A 15655-nucleotide genomic window follows, 5' to 3' on the forward strand; every position below is an offset into this window, starting at 1 on the left:
GTCCACGGCTTCCCAGTCGCCGGTTTCAACCAGCGTGTCGATCAGGGAAAGCCAGCGCTCGCGCGGGATGTAATAATCGGCAAAGCCCGCATGGATCGCGTCGCCCGGACCCATCCGGGCCGAGGTGACGCCGAGATATTCGCCCAGGCGCCCCGGCGCGCGGGCGAGGATCAGCGAGCCACCCACATCGGGCACCAGCCCGACCTTGGTTTCCGGCATCGCGACCCGCGTGTCGTCGCAGACGATGCGGTGCGAGCCGTGGCAGCCGACACCGACACCGCCGCCCATGACGATGCCATGCAGGAAGGTGACGACTGGCTTGGGGAAATTGAACAGGGCCGCGTTCATCCGGTATTCGTCCTGCCAGAAGCGACGGCCATAGCAGTAATCGCCCGCGCTGCCGGTGGCATACATCTCGGCCAGGTCGCCGCCGGCGCAGAAGGCCTTCTCGCAGGGCAGCCCGTCGATGATCAGCAGCTTGACCACAGGGTCCCCCGCCCAAGCCGTCAGAGCGCGTGCGATCTCAAGGCACATGTCCCAGGTGAGTGCGTTCAGCGCCTTGGGGCGGTTGAGCGTGATCCGGCCCGCGCGGCCCTCGATGCGGCAGGTGATGTCCGACATTAACCGCGCTCCGCAAGCATCTGACGAGAAACAATAAGCCGCATGATCTCATTGGTGCCTTCAAGGATCTGGTGCACCCGCAGGTCACGCACGATCTTCTCGATCCCGTAATCGGCAAGGTAGCCATAGCCGCCATGCAGTTGCAGGCACTGGTTGGCCACGTCAAAGCTGGCATCGGTCACATACATCTTGGCCATGGCGCAGAACTTGGTGGCATCCGGGGCCTTGTTGTCGAGCTTCCACGCGGCCTGGCGCAGGAAGGTGCGGGCCGATTGCAGCTTGACCTCCATCTCGGCCAGCCGGAATTGCAGCGCCTGGAAACTGTCGATGGTGCGCCCGAAGGCCTTGCGTTCCCCCATATAGGCCAGCGTCAGATCAAGCGCCTTCTGCGCGCCGCCAAGGGCGCTTGCGGCAATGTTCAGCCGCCCGCCATCGAGACCTGCCATGGCGTAGACAAACCCCTTGCCTTCCTCGCCAATCAGGTTGTCCGCCGGCACCTTGCAATCGTCGAACTGCACCTGCGCCGTGGGTTGGGCGAGCCAGCCCATCTTCTTTTCCAGCGCCCCGAAGGAAAGCCCCTCGGCCCCGTCTTCGACCACCACGGTGGAAATGCCCTTGGGCCCGTCTTCGCCGGTGCGGACCATGGTCACGTAAGCATCAGAATAGGAACCGCCCGAGATGAACGCCTTGGTACCGTTGAGCGTATAGCCCTCATTCGTGCGATCCGCGCGGGTGCGCAGCGCGGCCGCATCGGACCCGGACCCGGGTTCGGTCAGGCAGTAGGAAAACACCTTCTCCATGCTGCACAGGTCGGGAAGCCATTTCGCCTTGGTGTCGTCCGAGCCGAACTTGTCGATCATGCCGCCGCACATGTTGTGGATCGACAGGAAGCTGCCGACGGCGGGGCAGGACATGGCCAGTGCTTCGAAGACGAGCGTCGCATCGAGCCGCGACAGCCCCGATCCGCCATACTCCTCGCTGACGTAAAGCCCACCAAAGCCAAGCTCCGCGATTTTTGGCCAGAGGTCTTTCGGGATCGTGCCCGCCGCTTCCCACTCCATGGCGAAGGGGGCGATGTGTTCTTCGCCGAAGGCCTTGGCCATGTCGAAGATCATCACCTGTTCTTCGGACAATGCGAAATCCATGGGGGTTCCTCCCGGTGCAGCTTGGAATTGAACGCTTGTTTAATTACCAATTCTTGCAAGACTTTTGCAAGGCGGGCCGCTGCGTCATAAATCCGCGTGAAATTCGTCGATCAGGTGGCGCACGACGTCGCGCATGGCCTCGTCCCGGGGGTTTCCGGCGGCTTCCGACGCGGCCAGCACAGCCCGTTGCCGGTCCGACGAAGTGCCCCGCGCCACCATCTCGCGGGCACGCTCCAGCTCGGGTTTGCAGCCAAGCGCCTCGGCATCTTCGGCCACCAGCGTCACCAGTTCCTCTATCAGTTCCGCCATTGGCACGATCTCTCGCCGCCCGAAGTCGATCAGCCCTTCGGACGTGCCATAGCGCTGCGCCCGCCAGCGGTTTTCGGCAATGAGGAACGCATCGTAAAGCCGCCAGCGCTGGTTCAGCCCGCGCAGCCGGAACAGCATCCGCGACACGCTCTGGATGATCGCAGCGAGCGTCAGCGTGTCTTCCAGCCGCGGGTTCACATCGCAGATGCGGGTTTCCAGCGTCGGGAACCGCGACGAGGGCCGCAGGTCCCACCAGATCTTGGAGCTGTCCTCGATGATGCCCAGGTCGACCAGCACGTCGACGGTGCGTTCGTAATCGGCGAAAGAGGGGAAAGAGGGCGGCAACCCGGTGCGCGGCAGGTTGTCGAAGACCGTCAGCCGGTAAGAGGCCAGCGCCGTATCCCGCCCCTGCCAGAAGGGCGAGGAGGCCGAGAGCGCCAGAAGATGCGGCAGGAAATACGAAAGCTGCCCCATCAGGTCATTGCGCAGGTCGTCGGTGCCCAGCCCCACATGCACATGCATCCCGCAAATCAGCATCCGGTTCACGACACCCCCCAGGTCGCGGGCGAGGTCATTGTAGCGGTCCTTGTCGGTGTGATGCTGGTCCTTCCAGTCGGCAAAGGGGTGGCAGGATACGGCAATCGGCGCGAGACCAAAGCCATGGGCGACGCGCGACACGGTGGAGCGCAGGCGTTTCAGGTCCTCCCGCGCCTCGGAAATATCGGCGCAGACGCGGGTGCCGATCTCGATCTGGCATTGCAGGAATTCGGGGCTGACCTGGCCTTCAAGCTCGCTCACACAGGCCTGCATCAGCTCGGGCGGGGCTTCCACCAAATCGCAGCTCGACTGGTCGACCAGCAGGTATTCTTCCTCGATCCCGAGCGAGAAGGGGGGCTCTTTGGGTGCCATAACGTCCTCCGCCTTTTCAGGCAGCAAATCCCCTCGGGGCACGTTTGCCAAGAAAAAAGCCCCGTGGGATGCACGGGGCTTTCGGTCGCGGGGGTGGGCTCAGGCCGCGGTGATGGTTCCGCGCATGTTCGGATGGAACGCGCATTTATAGGGGAAGCTTCCGGCCGCGGTGATGGTGATTTCCCCGCTTTGGCTGCGGTTGAGCCGCCCGGTGTCGAAGCTGCCATCATCGGCAGTGGCGGTGTGGGGCGCGCCGTCCATGTTGGTGAAGGTAATCGTATCGCCCACGGCAACGGTCAGATCGGCGGGGGAAAAGGCAAAGCCCTCGATCGTGACGCTGTGGGTGGCGGCGCGGGCCGGGCGGGCGGTCAGGGCAAGGGGCAGGGTGGCCAGAAGGGCCAGCAGGCTGCGGCGATCGGGACGGAACATGGGCGAAACCTCTCAAGGGGTTGAAACGGAATGGGCCAAGGATACGCCCGATCCGGCCCTGACCCTTCTCACGCTTGCGTGATCGGCCCTATCGCGCGGCTTCGAGGAATTCGTCGAAGCTGCGCTCGGGCTGGCCGAGGATCTGAAGGGCTTCGGCCTGGTCGCTTTGCACCAGCGGAATGACCGCGCCCGACGGCTCCCAGGATTTCAGGACCGATTCCGCCAGACCCGCCGACAGCTTGGTGGGCGCGTAATAGACCAGCAGCGTCTGTGCCCCCGACCCAAGGAAGACATCGGCCTTGCGCGCCTGAAGGGCAAAGAGCTTGACGTAATCCTTTTCCACCCCCGTCACGCCTGACAGGTCCACCAGCTGTTTCTGGCCGGGGCGGAAATCGGGATGGGCAGCATAGGCGCCAAAGGCCTGGAAGCTTTCGTCGAGATGGGCAAAGCCTTCGTATTTCACGAAGACCAGGCCGCGTTCGCGGAAAATCTTGAACGTGACGGGCATGCTTCCCCCTGTCCCCCGAAAAGAAGAATGCCCGACCTTAGCCGGGCATTCAGGAAGATTACCAGAGTCTCTTTGGCATCAATCCATTGCTTTGAAGTTGAAGGCTGCGCCTTCCTTGATGCCCGAGGGCCAGCGCGACGTGATCGTCTTGGTGCGCGTGTAGAAGCGGAAGCCGTCCGGCCCGTGCTGGTTGAGATCGCCAAAGCCCGATTTCTTCCAGCCGCCAAAGGTGTGGTAGGCCAGCGGCACCGGGATTGGCACGTTGATGCCGACCATGCCGATGTTGATGCGGTTGGCGAAGTCGCGCGCGGTGTCGCCATCGCGGGTGAAGATCGCGGTGCCGTTGCCGTATTCGTGGCTGAGCGCGAGGCCGATCGCCTCTTCGTAGCTGGCCGCGCGCACGGTCGACAGGACGGGGCCGAAGATCTCGGTCTTGTAGATGTCCATGTCCGGCGTCACGCGGTCAAAGAGATGCGGACCCACGAAGAAGCCGTCCTCGTAGCCCTGCAGGCTGAAGCCGCGGCCATCGACCACCAGTTCCGCGCCCTGGTCCACGCCCGACTGCACCAGGCGCTCGATATTGGCCTTGGCGGCAGCAGTCACCACCGGGCCGAAGTCGATGTCATCGCCGGCGGTGTAGGGGCCGACTTTCAGCGCCTCGATGCGCGGCACCAGCTTTTCGACCAGGCGGTCGGCGGTTTCCTCGCCCACGGGCACGGCCACCGAGATCGCCATGCAGCGTTCGCCCGCCGCGCCGTAGCCCGCGCCCACCAGCGCGTCGGCGGCCTGGTCAAGGTCGGCGTCGGGCATGATGATCATGTGGTTCTTCGCACCGCCGAAGCACTGCGCGCGCTTGCCGGTCTGGGCGGCGCGTTCGTAGATATATTGCGCGATCGGGGTCGAGCCCACGAAACCAACGGCCTGGATGACCTCGCTGTCGAGGATGCCGTCCACGGCCTCCTTGTCACCGTTGATGACCTGCAGAACGCCATCGGGCAGGCCCGCTTCCTTGCACAGCTCTGCCAGCATCAGCGGCACGGAGGGGTCCCGCTCGGAGGGCTTGAGGATCATCGCGTTGCCCGAGGACAGGGCAGGGCCCATCTTCCACAGCGGGATCATGGCGGGGAAGTTGAAGGGGGTGATGCCCGCGACGACGCCAAGCGGCTGGCGCATGGAATACATGTCGATGCCGGGGCCCGCGCTGTCGGTGAACTCGCCCTTCAGCATCTGCGGCGCGCCGATGCAGAATTCGATCACTTCCAGGCCGCGCTGCACATCGCCCTTGGCGTCTGGGAAGGTCTTGCCATGCTCGCGGCTCAGCGCCTCGGCCAGCTTGTCCATGTCGCGGTTCAGAAGCTGCACCAGCGCCATCATCACCCGCGCGCGGCGCTGCGGGTTGGTCGCGGCCCAGGCTTTCTGCGCCTCGGCGGCATCGGCAATGGCGGCGTCCAGTTCGGCCTTCGAGGCCAGCGCGACCTTGGCCTGCACTTCGCCGGTGGCCGGGTTGTAGACATCGGCGAAACGGCCCGAGGTGCCCGCCACCCGCTTGCCGTTGATCCAGTGACCGAGTTCTTCCATGAGTCCTCTCCCTTTTCGAGACATGCACGATTCCGCGCGGAGGTTATCCTTGCAAACTTGCGGGAAAAAGAGGCATGTTCCCAAAATCATCCTGCATTTTTGCAAAACGAGGGGCAGAATGGCGAATTGGGACGACATGCGGGTCTTTCTGGCCGTGGCGCGGGGCGAAAGCCTCAGCCGCGCGGGCCGCGACCTGCGCATGGACCCCGCCACCGTGGGGCGCCGCATTTCCCGGCTGGAGGATCGGCTCGGCGTCACCCTTTTCTTGAAATCACAGCAGGGCTACGCGCTGACCGAGGCAGGCGAGAGGTTACTCGCCCCGGCCGAACAGGCCGAAAGCGCCTTTGCCACCGGGGTCGGCGCGGTGACGGGGCTGGACGAGAAACTGACCGGCTCGATCCGCATCGGCGCGCCCGATGGCTGCGCCAACTTCCTGCTGCCGCAGGTCTGCGCCGCGATCCAGGCGGAAAACCCCGACCTGGAGATTCAGATCCTCGCCCTGCCACGGGTGGTGAACCTGTCCAAGCGCGAGGCCGACATGGCCATCACCGTCAGCCCGCCCAGCGCCGGACGGCTCCTGATCCAGAAGATCTCGGATTACCGGCTCCATGTTGCGGTGCCGAAAGACATGGCCCAATCCATCAACTCGCTGGACGACCTGCGCCAAAAGGCGGTGATCGGCTATATCCCCGACATGATCTTCGACAAGGAACTCGATTACCTGACCGAGCTTGGCCTGCCTCCGGTCCGGCTCGGGTCCAACTCGATTTCCGTGCAACTGATGCTGATGCGCGCGGGCGGGGGCGTCGGCGTGGTGCACGATTTCGCCATGCCCTTCGCGCCCGAACTTGCCGTGGTGCTGCGCGACAGGGTCAAGCTGACGCGCACCTTCTACCTCGTGCGCCATGACAGCGACCGCAATTCCGAGCGGCTCAATCGCTTTGCAGGCATCCTCACCCAGGCCATGCGCGCCGAGATCACCCGGCTGGAATCCGCGGCCCGTCACGGCTAGCGCTTGACAGGTGCCGGTATTCGGGAAACCCTGACGTTACGGCAGCTTACAATGGGGAGGATCGCATGCTCGTTCAGCAAATTCTCAGTTCAAAACCGGACGAGGGCGTGGTGACGATCGCCCCCGGCTCGACCATCGCCGAGGCCGCCGAGACGCTCTCGGCCCGCCGCATCGGGGCGGTCGTGGTCTCGCCCGATGGCAAGGCCGTGGCCGGTATCCTGTCCGAGCGTGACATCGTGCGCGAACTGGGCAAGCGCGGGCCCGCCTGCATGGCCGACAAGGTCGATGACATCATGACTGCCAAGATCGTCAGCTGCGCCCGCGACGAAACCTCCGACCAGGTGCTGGAAAAGATGACCTCGGGCCGCTTCCGCCACATGCCGGTGATGGATGGGGCAGACATGGTGGGGCTGATTTCCATCGGCGACGTGGTCAAGGCCCAGATCAGCCAGCTGTCGATGGAGAAAGAGGCGCTGGAAGGCATGATCAAGGGCTTCTGACGCCCCCAATTGCCGCAGATGCAAAGGCAATAACCCGGAAGGGGTTGCAAAGCGGCGCGCAATATTGTTGCGTGCCGCCCAAATCCACGCGAGGCAAGAGGACCTGCCCATGCGCATCGGCCTGTATCCCGGCACGTTCGACCCGATCACGCTCGGCCATATCGACATTATCCGCCGCGCCTGCACCCTCGTGGACCGCCTGGTCATCGGCGTCGCGATCAACCGAGACAAGGGGCCGCTGTTCTCGCTGGAGGAACGCCTTGCGATGGTCGAGGCCGAATGCGCCTACCTGACCAAGAAGACGGGAACCGAGATCGTCGCCCATCCCTTCGAAAACCTGCTCATCGACTGCGCCCGCGACGTCGGTGCCCAGGTGATCGTGCGCGGCCTGCGCGCGGTGGCGGATTTCGAGTATGAATTCCAGATGGTCGGCATGAACCGCAAGCTCGACCCGGAAATCGAGACCGTGTTCCTGATGGCCGATGCCCAGCACCAGGCGATCGCCTCGAAGCTGGTCAAGGAAATCGCCCGGCTTGGCGGCGACGTCTCGCATTTCGTGACGCCCCCGATCCTGGCCGCGCTGAACGAACGCTTCAACGCCTGACGGTTTTGCCGGGCCTAGTCCTGAAGCTGCGCAACCGGGGCAGGCTGGGGCATGTCCTGCGCCCAGAGCCGCTCCGAGGTCAGCGTCGCGGCAGTTGCCAGAACGGCCAGCGCCAGGGCGAAACCGACGGGCAGAAGGCTGGGGCGTGCGGCGCGCGGGGCGGATTGGCTCGGGGTCATCTGGGGGCTCCTCTTCGCGGGTCTGTCGCGGTCCTGTTGCCGCTTTCACGCGAAAGCCCGCCATTTCCGTCGCACCTGGCCGCGTCAGGCCGAACGCACCCCCTTTTCCTTTCGCGCCGGCCCCACTAGGTTTCACGGCGAACCAGACTTCAGGAGAGCCCCATGGCCGAGATCAAGGATCCCGAAAACACCATCATCATCGAGCTCAAGGACGGTGCCGTCACCATCGAGCTTCTGTCCGACATCGCGCCCGCCCATTGCGAGCGCATGAAGGAACTGGCCCGTGAAGGGGCCTATGACGGCGTGGTGTTCCACCGCGTGATCGAAGGCTTCATGGCCCAGACCGGCGACGTGGCCCATGGCAATGCCGACACGGGGCTCAACATCCGCATGGCGGGCACCGGCGGCTCCGACAAGCCCGACCTTCCGGCCGAATTCAGCCGCATCCCCCATGATCGCGGCACGCTTGGCGCGGCGCGCTCGGCCAACCCCAACTCGGCCAACTCGCAGTTCTTCATCAACTTCAAGGACAATCACTTCCTCAACGGCCAGTATACCGTCTATGGCCGGGTGATTTCCGGGATGGAACATGTCGACAAGATCACCCGTGGCGAGCCGCCCGCGAACCCCGACAAGATGATTTCCATGAAGGTCGCCGCCGATGCGTAAGCTCGCGCTGGCCCTGATGCTGATGGCCGCGCCCGCCGCGGCCACCACGCTGGAGATCGACGTGACCGGAGAGGCCGAGGGCACCATCGTCATCGACCTCTTCGAACAGGTGGCCCCCCAGCACGTCGAACGCATCACCCGCCTGGCCCGCGAAGGCGCCTATGACGAGGTGGTCTTTCACCGCGTGATCGAGGGCTTCATGGCCCAGACCGGCGACGTGGAGTTCGGCCATCTGGGGCAGGACATGCGCTATGCGGGCCGGGGCGGGTCGGAGTACCCGGACCTTCCGGCTGAGTTCTCCGAGGATCTGAGCTTCACCCGTGGCATGGTGGGCATGGCGCGCGCGGGCGATCCGCGCTGCGGCGGCAACCCGTTCTGCGAGGAACGCGAGGAATTCCTCAATTCCGCCAATTCGCAGTTCTTCATCATGTTCGAACCGGTTCCCCAGCTTGACGGCAATTACACGATCGTCGGACAGGTGATCTCCGGGATGGAGGTCGTCGACGCGATCAAGCGCGGCACTGGCCGGGGCGGCGCGGTGATCGGCCAGCCCGACTACATCACCGCCGTGCGCGTTCTCGACTGACACGGCGCGCCGATCACGGCAGATCAGCCCCGCACACCATCGCGTGAGCGGGGCTTTTTCATGCGCGCCCTCTCTGCCAGCCTGACAGGCAGGAGGAGGACTACCAGATGCGCTTGACCATCCTTGCCGCTGCGCTTGGCGCCGTTCTGGCCATGCCCGCCATGGCCGATCCCGACCGCTGGCGCCACGCCTGGCCCAATACCGATTTCAGCCGCACATCGGTGGCGTTCTCGGAAATCATGTCGGGCGGCCCCCCGCGCGATGGTATCCCGGCGCTGACGGGTCCCGGTTTCATCCCCGTGGCCGAGGAAACGCGGCTCGACCCCACCGAACCCGTCATTGCCGTCGAGCTTGGGGACGCGACCCCGCGGGCCTATCCGCTGCGCTACCTGACCTGGCACGAGATCGTGAATGACGAGGTGGCGGGGACCCCCATCGCCGTCACCTTCTGCCCCTTGTGCAATTCCGCCATCACCTTCGACCGTCGGGTCGGGGGCGCGGTGCTGAATTTCGGCGTGTCGGGGCTGCTGCGCAATTCCGACATGGTGATGTTCGACCGTGAAACCGAAAGCTGGTGGCAACAGGCCATCGGGCAGGGGATCGTGGGCCATCACATGGGAACCGAGCTCGACATCCTGCCCACCTGGATGGAAAGCTGGCAGGCCTTTCGCGCCCGTAATCCGCAAGGTCTGGTGATGGACGAGCCGGGCCACCGCCGACCCTATGGCAGCAATCCCTACGTGGGCTATGACAGCGCCCCGCGCCCCTTCCTCTATTCCGGCGAGATGCCACCCCACGGCATTTCCCCCCTGCTGCGCGTCGTGCGCGTGGGGGACCGCGCCTGGCCGCTCACCCGGCTGGCCGAGGCCGGCGAGATCACCGAGGAAGGCGTGACCCTGACCTGGGCCGAAGGCCAGGCCAGCGCGCTCGATACCGACCGCATCGGCGCGGGCCGGGACGTGGGCAATATCCGCGTGCGAGACGGGCAGGGGGCCGACCTGGCCCATGACGTGATGTTCGCCTTCGCCTTCCACGCCTTCTGGCCCGAGGGGGAATGGATGCTGGGCAACTGAGCGCGCCCCCCGGAAAAATCGTCCGGAAGATTTTTCGGACCCGAAGAATTTTTGCCGAAAATTCTTCCCGGCGCGCCGCTGCAACTTCCCCGCTTGACGCCGCGCGCGCGCACACATAGCCAAGCGGCCATGGCCCGCGCTCCTTTGCTTCAGCTCAATGACATCTCGCTCACCTTCGGGGGCGATCCGATCTTTGCCGATCTCTCGCTCGTCGTGCACGAGGGCGACAGGGTGGCGCTTGTTGGGCGCAACGGCTCGGGGAAATCGACGTTGATGAAGGTGATGGCCGGGCTGGTGGAACCCGATCGCGGCCAGCGCATCCTGCCGCCGGGCATCACCGTGGGCTACATGGAACAGGACCCCGATTTCGCGGGTTTCGCCACGCTTGGCGACTATGCCACCAGCGGGCTGGATCCGGCCGAGGCCTGGAAGGTCGAGGCCGCTGCCGAGGGGTTGAAACTGCGCCTCGATGCAGCGCCTGGCGCGGCCTCCGGCGGTGAGCGCCGCCGCGCGGCGCTAGCCAAGCTGCTGGCCGAGGCGCCCGAACTGATGCTTCTGGACGAACCCACCAACCATCTCGATATCGAGGCGATCGCCTGGCTGGAAAACCAGCTGAAAGAGACCCGCGCAGGCTATGTCCTGATCTCGCATGACCGCGCCTTTCTCAATGCGCTGACGCGCGCGACGCTCTGGATCGACCGGGGGCAGGTGCGCCGCAACGAGCAGGGCTTTGCCCATTTCGAGGACTGGCGCGACAAGACCTGGGCCGAGGAAGACCTCTACCGCCACAAGCTCGACCGCAAGATCAAGGCCGAGGCCCGTTGGGCCGTCGAAGGGATATCCGCCCGGCGCAAGCGCAACATGGGCCGGGTGCGGGCACTTGGCGACCTTCGGGCCGAGCGGGCGGGCATGATCCGGCGCCAGGGCACGGCGGCGATGTCGCTGGAGGAAGGGACCAAGTCCGGCAAGCGCGTGATCGAGGCCCGGGGCATTTCCAAGGGCTTTGACGGCACCGAGGTCTTCAAGCCCTTTGACCTGCGCGTGCTGCGCGGCGACCGGGTGGCTTTCGTGGGCCCCAACGGGGTGGGCAAGACGACGCTTCTGAAGGTGCTGACGGGCGAGTTGGCCCCCGATACCGGCACGGTCGAGCATGGCACCAACCTGGAAATGGCCGTCTTCGACCAGACCCGCGCCGCGCTTGACCCTGACAAGTCGCTTTGGGACTCGCTGACTCTCGATCCCTCCATGGCTGTGTCGGGGGCGTCCGACCAGGTGATGGTGCGCGGCCAACCCCGGCACGTGGTGGGCTATCTCAAGGACTTCCTCTTCGACGAACGCCAGGCGCGGGCGCCGGTGCGCTCGCTGTCGGGTGGCGAAAAGGCGCGGCTTCTGCTGGCCCGGCTCATGGCGAAGGAATCGAACCTGCTGGTGCTCGACGAACCCACCAACGATCTCGACGTGGAAACGCTCGATCTCCTGCAGGACCTGTTGGGCGAATACCCGGGCACCGTTCTGCTGGTCAGCCACGACCGCGATTTCATCGACCGCGTGGCCTCGACCACCGTGGCGATGGAGGGCGACGGGCGGGCGGTCGTCTATGCCGGGGGCTGGAGCGATTATCGTGCGCAACGCGGCCAGGCAGCCCCGGCCGTATCCGCCCCCAAGCCCGCGAAGGACAAACCGGCCACCCCCGAGGCCAAGCCGAAACCCGCCCCGAAATCGGGCCTTTCCTACACCGAGAAGCACCGGCTGGAGGAATTGCCAGCGGTGATGGAGCGGCTGGAAGCCGAGATCGGCAAGCTCAACCAGCTTCTGTCGGACCCGGAGCTCTTTGCCCGCGAACCGGTGAAGTTCCGCAAGGCGACCGAGGCATTGGCCGAGCGCCAGGACAAGCTGACCGCTGCCGAAGAGGAATGGCTGCACCTCGAAGAGAAGGCCGGCGGCTAGGCCCTGCGACGCCGCAGGGCCGGTGGCGCGATTTTTTCATAATCGCGCTTGGCGGGCCAGGCCTGGCCCGCAGGGCACGGCGCGTCGACGCGCCGATCTCCGCGCCATTTCGTCTGCACGCCCGGTGCACGGGGGGTGTACAGGGGGTGTACGGGGGGCGCCCCCCCTTATCGGGCCGCCATCTGGGTCAGCGCCACGCCCCCCGCCATCACCAGGATGCCGCCCGCGCGCATCAGCGTCAGCGGCGATTGCGCCGCGCCGAACAGCCCGAGATGGTCGATCATCGCGGCAGATACCAACTGCCCCAGGAGCACGAAGAAGACCGCGTTACCGACCCCGAAATGGGGCGCGACATAGGTGATCGACAGCACGTAGAACGCCACCAGAAGTCCCGCAAGGAACAGGTGCCAGGGCTGGCCCGCCGCCCGTGCCAGCGCCGCCGGACCCGTGATCAGCATGACCACGCAAGTTGCTGATACCGCGACGATAAACAGGATGAAGGCCGCCGCCGCAGGCGATCCGATATTGGCCCCGAGCCGCGCATTGAGCGCCGCCAGGACCGGAATGCCAATGCCAGCGGCCAGCATGATCAGTGCGTGTTGGGTCATGTGCCTGTCCTCCCTCAAGGACGCACCCTGTGGCTGAACGCGAGCGGATGCAAGGGGTCAGGAACAGATGCCCCGTATCTCGGCCCCCTCCCAGGGCATCAGGACATCCGGGCGGCTCATCCGGGCATTGATCGGTTCCAGCTCAAGGTAAGGGCGCAGAATCCGTTCCAGCCGCGTCGTTCTGGCCCCATCCGGATCGAGCGCGCGACAACAGACATATTCTTCGACAAGGCTCGCCTGCTGCTCGTAATCATAGTCCAGGAAGTCCGGCAGTTCTGATGGAACATCAAAGAGATAGGGGTCAACGCTCACCCAATGTTCCGAGGCGCCTCGCAGCGGGTGGTAGCCGGTGACATCGCGCTGCTGCCATTGCCAGATATGGGTCATTTCATGGGCAAAGAACATCGCCGCCAGAAGCCGCAGTTCCTGCGGATAGCCCGCAAGATAATCCTCCAGGTAATAATCCGGACTGACCCAGATGCGCCGGAAGCCTGTCATTCCAGCGGTCCGGGCCACGACCGTTTCCCCCGCAGGCGGCGGCAGGATCAACTCGCGGCAGGTGCTGCGCGGACGCACCGGGCGTTCATAGCCACGCAAGCCCACGAAAGGGGCCTCGACGATGCGCAGATGACCGGTGTCAAGCTCCGGTTGGAGTTCGGCCATGAAGCGGTGTTCTGCCTCGGTCAACGGGCGGCCACAGGCGCTAAGGACAACCAGAAAAACAAGGATCCAGCGCATGTTAGACCGACATCGCCAGGATCTGCGAAACCTGTGTCAGCCCGCGCCCGGACTGGTCCATCCAGCTGTTGAACGCATCCTGAACCGCCCGCATCGAGGACTTGGAGCCGGCTGGCTTGTCGATCACCCCCTCCGCAATCAGCCGCGCGGTCACGTCCCGGCTGAGGATGAAGCCGTCGCGGCCCGAAAAGCGCATGGCATATTGCCCGGTCATCGCGCCAAGCCGGCTGCCGCCGGTTTTCAGCTGGTCCAGAAGCCCGATATACGCCGTCGAAGGCCAGCCCCCCAGAACCGCGCCCACACCGCCTTCGGACTCCAGCTCTTGCAGGAAAACCGCGTTGTCGCGCACCGTCTGGATCTTGGGGCCGTTTCGCACGATCCGCGTATCGCGCAGCAAGGCGTCCAGCCAGTCATCATCCATCATCGCGCAGCGCCCGATGTCGAACCCGTGGAAGGCCGCCTCGAACCCGTCCCACTTGGCCTCGATGACCTTCCAGTTGAACCCGGCCTGGAAGACGCAGCGCGTCATCACCGCCAGCCAGCGGTCCGCAGGCACGTTTGCCAGCTCGGCAGGGGGATTCGGGGTCTGCAGTCGCGCGGCAAGCCCATCCTCCCCATGACGGTCGAGCGCGATGGCGTGGATCTCGGAAAAATGGCGCATGTCTTGCCCCCCTCACTCACAGGGGATCAGCCTAGCGCGGTCAGGCCTTTGGGGCGAGACCCAAGGATCAGGGAATGTAGAACGTGGCCTGCGCGCGCGCCACGGGCTTGCCCGAGGGTTCTGCCAGCATCTCGGCCTCGACGAACGCCAGGGACTTGCCCGCGCGCACGATGTCGGCGCGGCAGACGATCCATTCGCCCACGCCGGGGCGCAGGAACTGGCAGTCGAAATTGGTGGTCGCCACGGGGCGGAAGACCCCGAAATGGCTGGCCGTGGCCAGCACCATCGTGGTGTCGGCCAACGCCATCAGGGCCTGGCCCGAGATGATGCCGCCCACCCGCGACAGGGCCGGGGTATTGGCCATGCGGCTGACCGTGTGATCGGGGGCGGTCTGTGTCACCTCCAGCCCCAGGTCGCGCACCCAATCGGCGAAATTCTCGGCCAGGAAACGGTTGAGATCGGCGGGGGTCAGGGCAGGGGTGGTCATGGGCGTGGCCTAATCTTGGGCGGATGATCAAAGGCTAAGCGCTTCTTTTCACAGGGGCAATGGGGCAGAGGTTATCGAATAGCGCGGGGGCGTTCTTGGCTGACGGGCGCGCGTTTTTGAATGACGCGGCCCGCCTTGGCAGGGTGAGGGCGCATTTCCCCTTGCGGATATGCATTCACAACAAAGCCCCTTGTTCAGACCCAAAGGAATTGACCCATGAAGAAACCCGTTCTTGTCCTCGTCGCGGCGGCCCTGTCCGTCGCTGCCCTTGCCCCTGCGGCCTCCGCGGACATCATCGTGATGGCCTCGCCTGTGCAGGTGATCGACCTGGAAGATGCCAAGCCCCTGCCGCGGCCCGAACCGCGCCCGCTGCCTTTCCCGATGCCGATCGTTCTGCCGCTGCCGCATCCGGTTCCGCTGCCCGACAGCTGCCTGAGCTGCCCGCCCATGCCGCTGCCCTACACGCCGATCACCCGTAGCGTGATCCTGCGCTGACCCGGCCCGACCCGGCCAGCCGCGCCCCGGGGGTGTCATGCCCCCCGGGGTCGCTGCCCGTGTGGCCTCAGGCCGTGACCCGCGCCCGTATCCAGGGCGACAGCGCGATCAGGCACAGCCCGACCGAGAACAGGCACCAGATCGCCGGCATCTCGTTGGGGCTGGTTGTCAGCACCGTGGCCAGCATCGGCCCGAGGGCCAGGTGCATCAGCGCAAAGCGCCACGCGCCGTAGACAAGTGGCAGGATGAAAACCGCCGCCATGTAATCGGGGAAGGGCACCCAGTGGCGGAAGACCTCGCCGCCAAGCCAGCCCGCGAAATCCGACAGCGGCATCGTCCAGCCAAGGTGCCAGTCGCCGGTGATCGTGCACCAGGCCGGACCGCACAGCGTGGTGCCCGGCAGGCAGGGGCCGATACTGGCCATGGGCACCATGCGGAACAGCAGCAGGATCGAGGCCAGCACCGACAGCCCCATCACCAGCCGCCAGAGCCGCGCCGAGACTCCGCCGATGATCGCCATGCCGAAGGCGTTGATGAAGATCGGTTGCAGCGCGATATGCACGTAACTGAGCATCGCCGAAACGCGGTTGCCGGGCA

At 65.2% G+C, this 15655-nt stretch carries 20 protein-coding genes; 8 read left to right on the forward strand and 12 right to left on the reverse strand.

Annotated elements, in window-relative coordinates; genetic code table 11:
* The 6 genes from ACEQXV_RS20435 to ACEQXV_RS20460 all read right to left on the reverse strand — a co-directional run.
* On the reverse strand, positions 1–621 hold a 621-nt coding region (locus tag ACEQXV_RS20435), incomplete at its 3' end, for an enoyl-CoA hydratase/isomerase family protein (RefSeq protein ID WP_370270707.1).
* On the reverse strand, positions 621–1766 hold the full coding sequence (locus ACEQXV_RS20440; RefSeq protein WP_370252724.1) for an acyl-CoA dehydrogenase family protein: 1146 nt from the start codon (positions 1764–1766) through the stop codon (positions 621–623). The genes ACEQXV_RS20440 and ACEQXV_RS20435, both read right to left, overlap by 1 nt.
* 84 nt (positions 1767–1850) lie before the next feature.
* Positions 1851–2984: a carboxylate-amine ligase gene (locus ACEQXV_RS20445; protein ID WP_370270709.1), complete on the reverse strand. Its 1134-nt coding sequence runs from the start codon at positions 2982–2984 to the stop codon at positions 1851–1853.
* A gap of 99 nt (positions 2985–3083) precedes the next feature.
* Positions 3084–3413, reverse strand: coding sequence for a cupredoxin family copper-binding protein (locus ACEQXV_RS20450; RefSeq protein ID WP_370270711.1), 330 nt, complete (start codon positions 3411–3413; stop codon positions 3084–3086).
* Positions 3414–3501: 88 nt separating this feature from the next.
* On the reverse strand, positions 3502–3921 hold the full coding sequence (locus ACEQXV_RS20455; RefSeq protein WP_370251650.1) for a hypothetical protein: 420 nt from the start codon (positions 3919–3921) through the stop codon (positions 3502–3504).
* A 78-nt stretch (positions 3922–3999) separates the two neighbouring features.
* Complete coding sequence (locus tag ACEQXV_RS20460; RefSeq protein WP_370270713.1) at positions 4000–5499, reverse strand: CoA-acylating methylmalonate-semialdehyde dehydrogenase; 1500 nt, start codon at positions 5497–5499, stop codon at positions 4000–4002.
* 118 nt (positions 5500–5617) lie between these two features.
* Between ACEQXV_RS20460 and ACEQXV_RS20465 the strand changes: the two genes are divergently transcribed.
* From ACEQXV_RS20465 to coaD, 3 genes are all read left to right on the forward strand, one after another.
* Positions 5618–6511, forward strand: coding sequence for a LysR family transcriptional regulator (locus ACEQXV_RS20465; RefSeq protein WP_370253427.1), 894 nt, complete (start codon positions 5618–5620; stop codon positions 6509–6511).
* Positions 6512–6576: 65 nt separating this feature from the next.
* Entirely contained in the window at positions 6577–7011 is a 435-nt protein-coding gene (locus ACEQXV_RS20470; RefSeq protein ID WP_370253425.1) for a CBS domain-containing protein, read from the forward strand.
* A 109-nt stretch (positions 7012–7120) separates the two neighbouring features.
* Positions 7121–7615, forward strand: coding sequence for a pantetheine-phosphate adenylyltransferase (gene coaD, locus ACEQXV_RS20475; protein WP_370253423.1), 495 nt, complete (start codon positions 7121–7123; stop codon positions 7613–7615).
* A 14-nt stretch (positions 7616–7629) separates the two neighbouring features.
* Here coaD and ACEQXV_RS20480 read toward each other — a convergent pair whose 3' ends face one another.
* Complete coding sequence (locus tag ACEQXV_RS20480) at positions 7630–7794, reverse strand: hypothetical protein (protein WP_370270715.1); 165 nt, start codon at positions 7792–7794, stop codon at positions 7630–7632.
* Positions 7795–7956: 162 nt separating this feature from the next.
* Between ACEQXV_RS20480 and ACEQXV_RS20485 the strand changes: the two genes are divergently transcribed.
* From ACEQXV_RS20485 to ACEQXV_RS20500, 4 genes are all read left to right on the forward strand, one after another.
* Positions 7957–8463, forward strand: coding sequence for a peptidylprolyl isomerase (locus ACEQXV_RS20485; protein WP_370253419.1), 507 nt, complete (start codon positions 7957–7959; stop codon positions 8461–8463).
* On the forward strand, positions 8456–9049 hold the full coding sequence (locus ACEQXV_RS20490) for a peptidylprolyl isomerase (RefSeq protein WP_370253418.1): 594 nt from the start codon (positions 8456–8458) through the stop codon (positions 9047–9049). The genes ACEQXV_RS20485 and ACEQXV_RS20490 overlap by 8 nt, the downstream gene beginning before the upstream one ends.
* Before the next feature lie 107 nt (positions 9050–9156).
* A complete protein-coding gene (locus ACEQXV_RS20495; RefSeq protein WP_370270717.1) occupies positions 9157–10122 on the forward strand; it encodes a DUF3179 domain-containing protein in 966 nt (321 codons plus the stop codon).
* Between the two features lie 129 nt (positions 10123–10251).
* Complete coding sequence (locus ACEQXV_RS20500) at positions 10252–12069, forward strand: ABC-F family ATP-binding cassette domain-containing protein (RefSeq protein WP_370270719.1); 1818 nt, start codon at positions 10252–10254, stop codon at positions 12067–12069.
* 167 nt (positions 12070–12236) lie between these two features.
* Here the strand turns inward: ACEQXV_RS20500 and ACEQXV_RS20505 are convergent, their stop codons facing one another.
* The 4 genes from ACEQXV_RS20505 to ACEQXV_RS20520 form a co-directional block, all read right to left on the reverse strand.
* Positions 12237–12677 (reverse strand): DMT family transporter, encoded by a 441-nt coding sequence (locus tag ACEQXV_RS20505; protein WP_370270720.1) that lies wholly within the window; start codon positions 12675–12677, stop codon positions 12237–12239.
* Positions 12678–12734: 57 nt separating this feature from the next.
* Positions 12735–13340: a hypothetical protein gene (locus ACEQXV_RS20510; protein ID WP_370252395.1), complete on the reverse strand. Its 606-nt coding sequence runs from the start codon at positions 13338–13340 to the stop codon at positions 12735–12737.
* Positions 13341–13416: 76 nt separating this feature from the next.
* Entirely contained in the window at positions 13417–14076 is a 660-nt protein-coding gene (locus ACEQXV_RS20515; protein WP_370270721.1) for a DNA-3-methyladenine glycosylase I, read from the reverse strand.
* Between the two features lie 67 nt (positions 14077–14143).
* Positions 14144–14563 carry a PaaI family thioesterase gene (locus tag ACEQXV_RS20520; RefSeq protein ID WP_370252393.1) on the reverse strand — a complete coding sequence of 140 codons (420 nt, stop codon included), beginning with the start codon at positions 14561–14563 and terminating at the stop codon, positions 14144–14146.
* A 216-nt stretch (positions 14564–14779) separates the two neighbouring features.
* Here ACEQXV_RS20520 and ACEQXV_RS20525 point away from each other — a divergent pair, with 216 nt between their 5' ends.
* Complete coding sequence (locus ACEQXV_RS20525) at positions 14780–15058, forward strand: hypothetical protein (protein ID WP_370252392.1); 279 nt, start codon at positions 14780–14782, stop codon at positions 15056–15058.
* Between the two features lie 67 nt (positions 15059–15125).
* Here ACEQXV_RS20525 and ACEQXV_RS20530 read toward each other — a convergent pair.
* A partial coding sequence (locus ACEQXV_RS20530) for a DUF5765 domain-containing protein (RefSeq protein WP_370270723.1) occupies positions 15126–15655 on the reverse strand: 530 nt, incomplete at its 5' end.

It is taken from the genome of Nioella sp. (assembly GCF_964229645.1).
GTDB lineage: Bacteria > Pseudomonadota > Alphaproteobacteria > Rhodobacterales > Rhodobacteraceae > Nioella.

Coding starts and splice junctions, on each gene's coding strand:
- ACEQXV_RS20525 (WP_370252392.1), top strand. CDS start 14,780: ATGAAGAAACCCGTTCTTGTCCTCGTCGCGGCGGCCCTGTCCGTCGCT.
- ACEQXV_RS20495 (WP_370270717.1), top strand. CDS start 9,157: ATGCGCTTGACCATCCTTGCCGCTGCGCTTGGCGCCGTTCTGGCCATG.
- ACEQXV_RS20465 (WP_370253427.1), top strand. CDS start 5,618: ATGGCGAATTGGGACGACATGCGGGTCTTTCTGGCCGTGGCGCGGGGC.
- ACEQXV_RS20445 (WP_370270709.1), bottom strand. CDS start 2,984: ATGGCACCCAAAGAGCCCCCCTTCTCGCTCGGGATCGAGGAAGAATAC.
- ACEQXV_RS20520 (WP_370252393.1), bottom strand. CDS start 14,563: ATGACCACCCCTGCCCTGACCCCCGCCGATCTCAACCGTTTCCTGGCC.
- ACEQXV_RS20510 (WP_370252395.1), bottom strand. CDS start 13,340: ATGGCCGAACTCCAACCGGAGCTTGACACCGGTCATCTGCGCATCGTC.
- ACEQXV_RS20440 (WP_370252724.1), bottom strand. CDS start 1,766: ATGGATTTCGCATTGTCCGAAGAACAGGTGATGATCTTCGACATGGCC.
- ACEQXV_RS20455 (WP_370251650.1), bottom strand. CDS start 3,921: ATGCCCGTCACGTTCAAGATTTTCCGCGAACGCGGCCTGGTCTTCGTG.
- ACEQXV_RS20490 (WP_370253418.1), top strand. CDS start 8,456: ATGCGTAAGCTCGCGCTGGCCCTGATGCTGATGGCCGCGCCCGCCGCG.
- ACEQXV_RS20480 (WP_370270715.1), bottom strand. CDS start 7,794: ATGACCCCGAGCCAATCCGCCCCGCGCGCCGCACGCCCCAGCCTTCTG.
- coaD (WP_370253423.1), top strand. CDS start 7,121: ATGCGCATCGGCCTGTATCCCGGCACGTTCGACCCGATCACGCTCGGC.
- ACEQXV_RS20515 (WP_370270721.1), bottom strand. CDS start 14,076: ATGCGCCATTTTTCCGAGATCCACGCCATCGCGCTCGACCGTCATGGG.
- ACEQXV_RS20470 (WP_370253425.1), top strand. CDS start 6,577: ATGCTCGTTCAGCAAATTCTCAGTTCAAAACCGGACGAGGGCGTGGTG.
- ACEQXV_RS20500 (WP_370270719.1), top strand. CDS start 10,252: ATGGCCCGCGCTCCTTTGCTTCAGCTCAATGACATCTCGCTCACCTTC.
- ACEQXV_RS20460 (WP_370270713.1), bottom strand. CDS start 5,499: ATGGAAGAACTCGGTCACTGGATCAACGGCAAGCGGGTGGCGGGCACC.
- ACEQXV_RS20485 (WP_370253419.1), top strand. CDS start 7,957: ATGGCCGAGATCAAGGATCCCGAAAACACCATCATCATCGAGCTCAAG.
- ACEQXV_RS20450 (WP_370270711.1), bottom strand. CDS start 3,413: ATGTTCCGTCCCGATCGCCGCAGCCTGCTGGCCCTTCTGGCCACCCTG.
- ACEQXV_RS20505 (WP_370270720.1), bottom strand. CDS start 12,677: ATGACCCAACACGCACTGATCATGCTGGCCGCTGGCATTGGCATTCCG.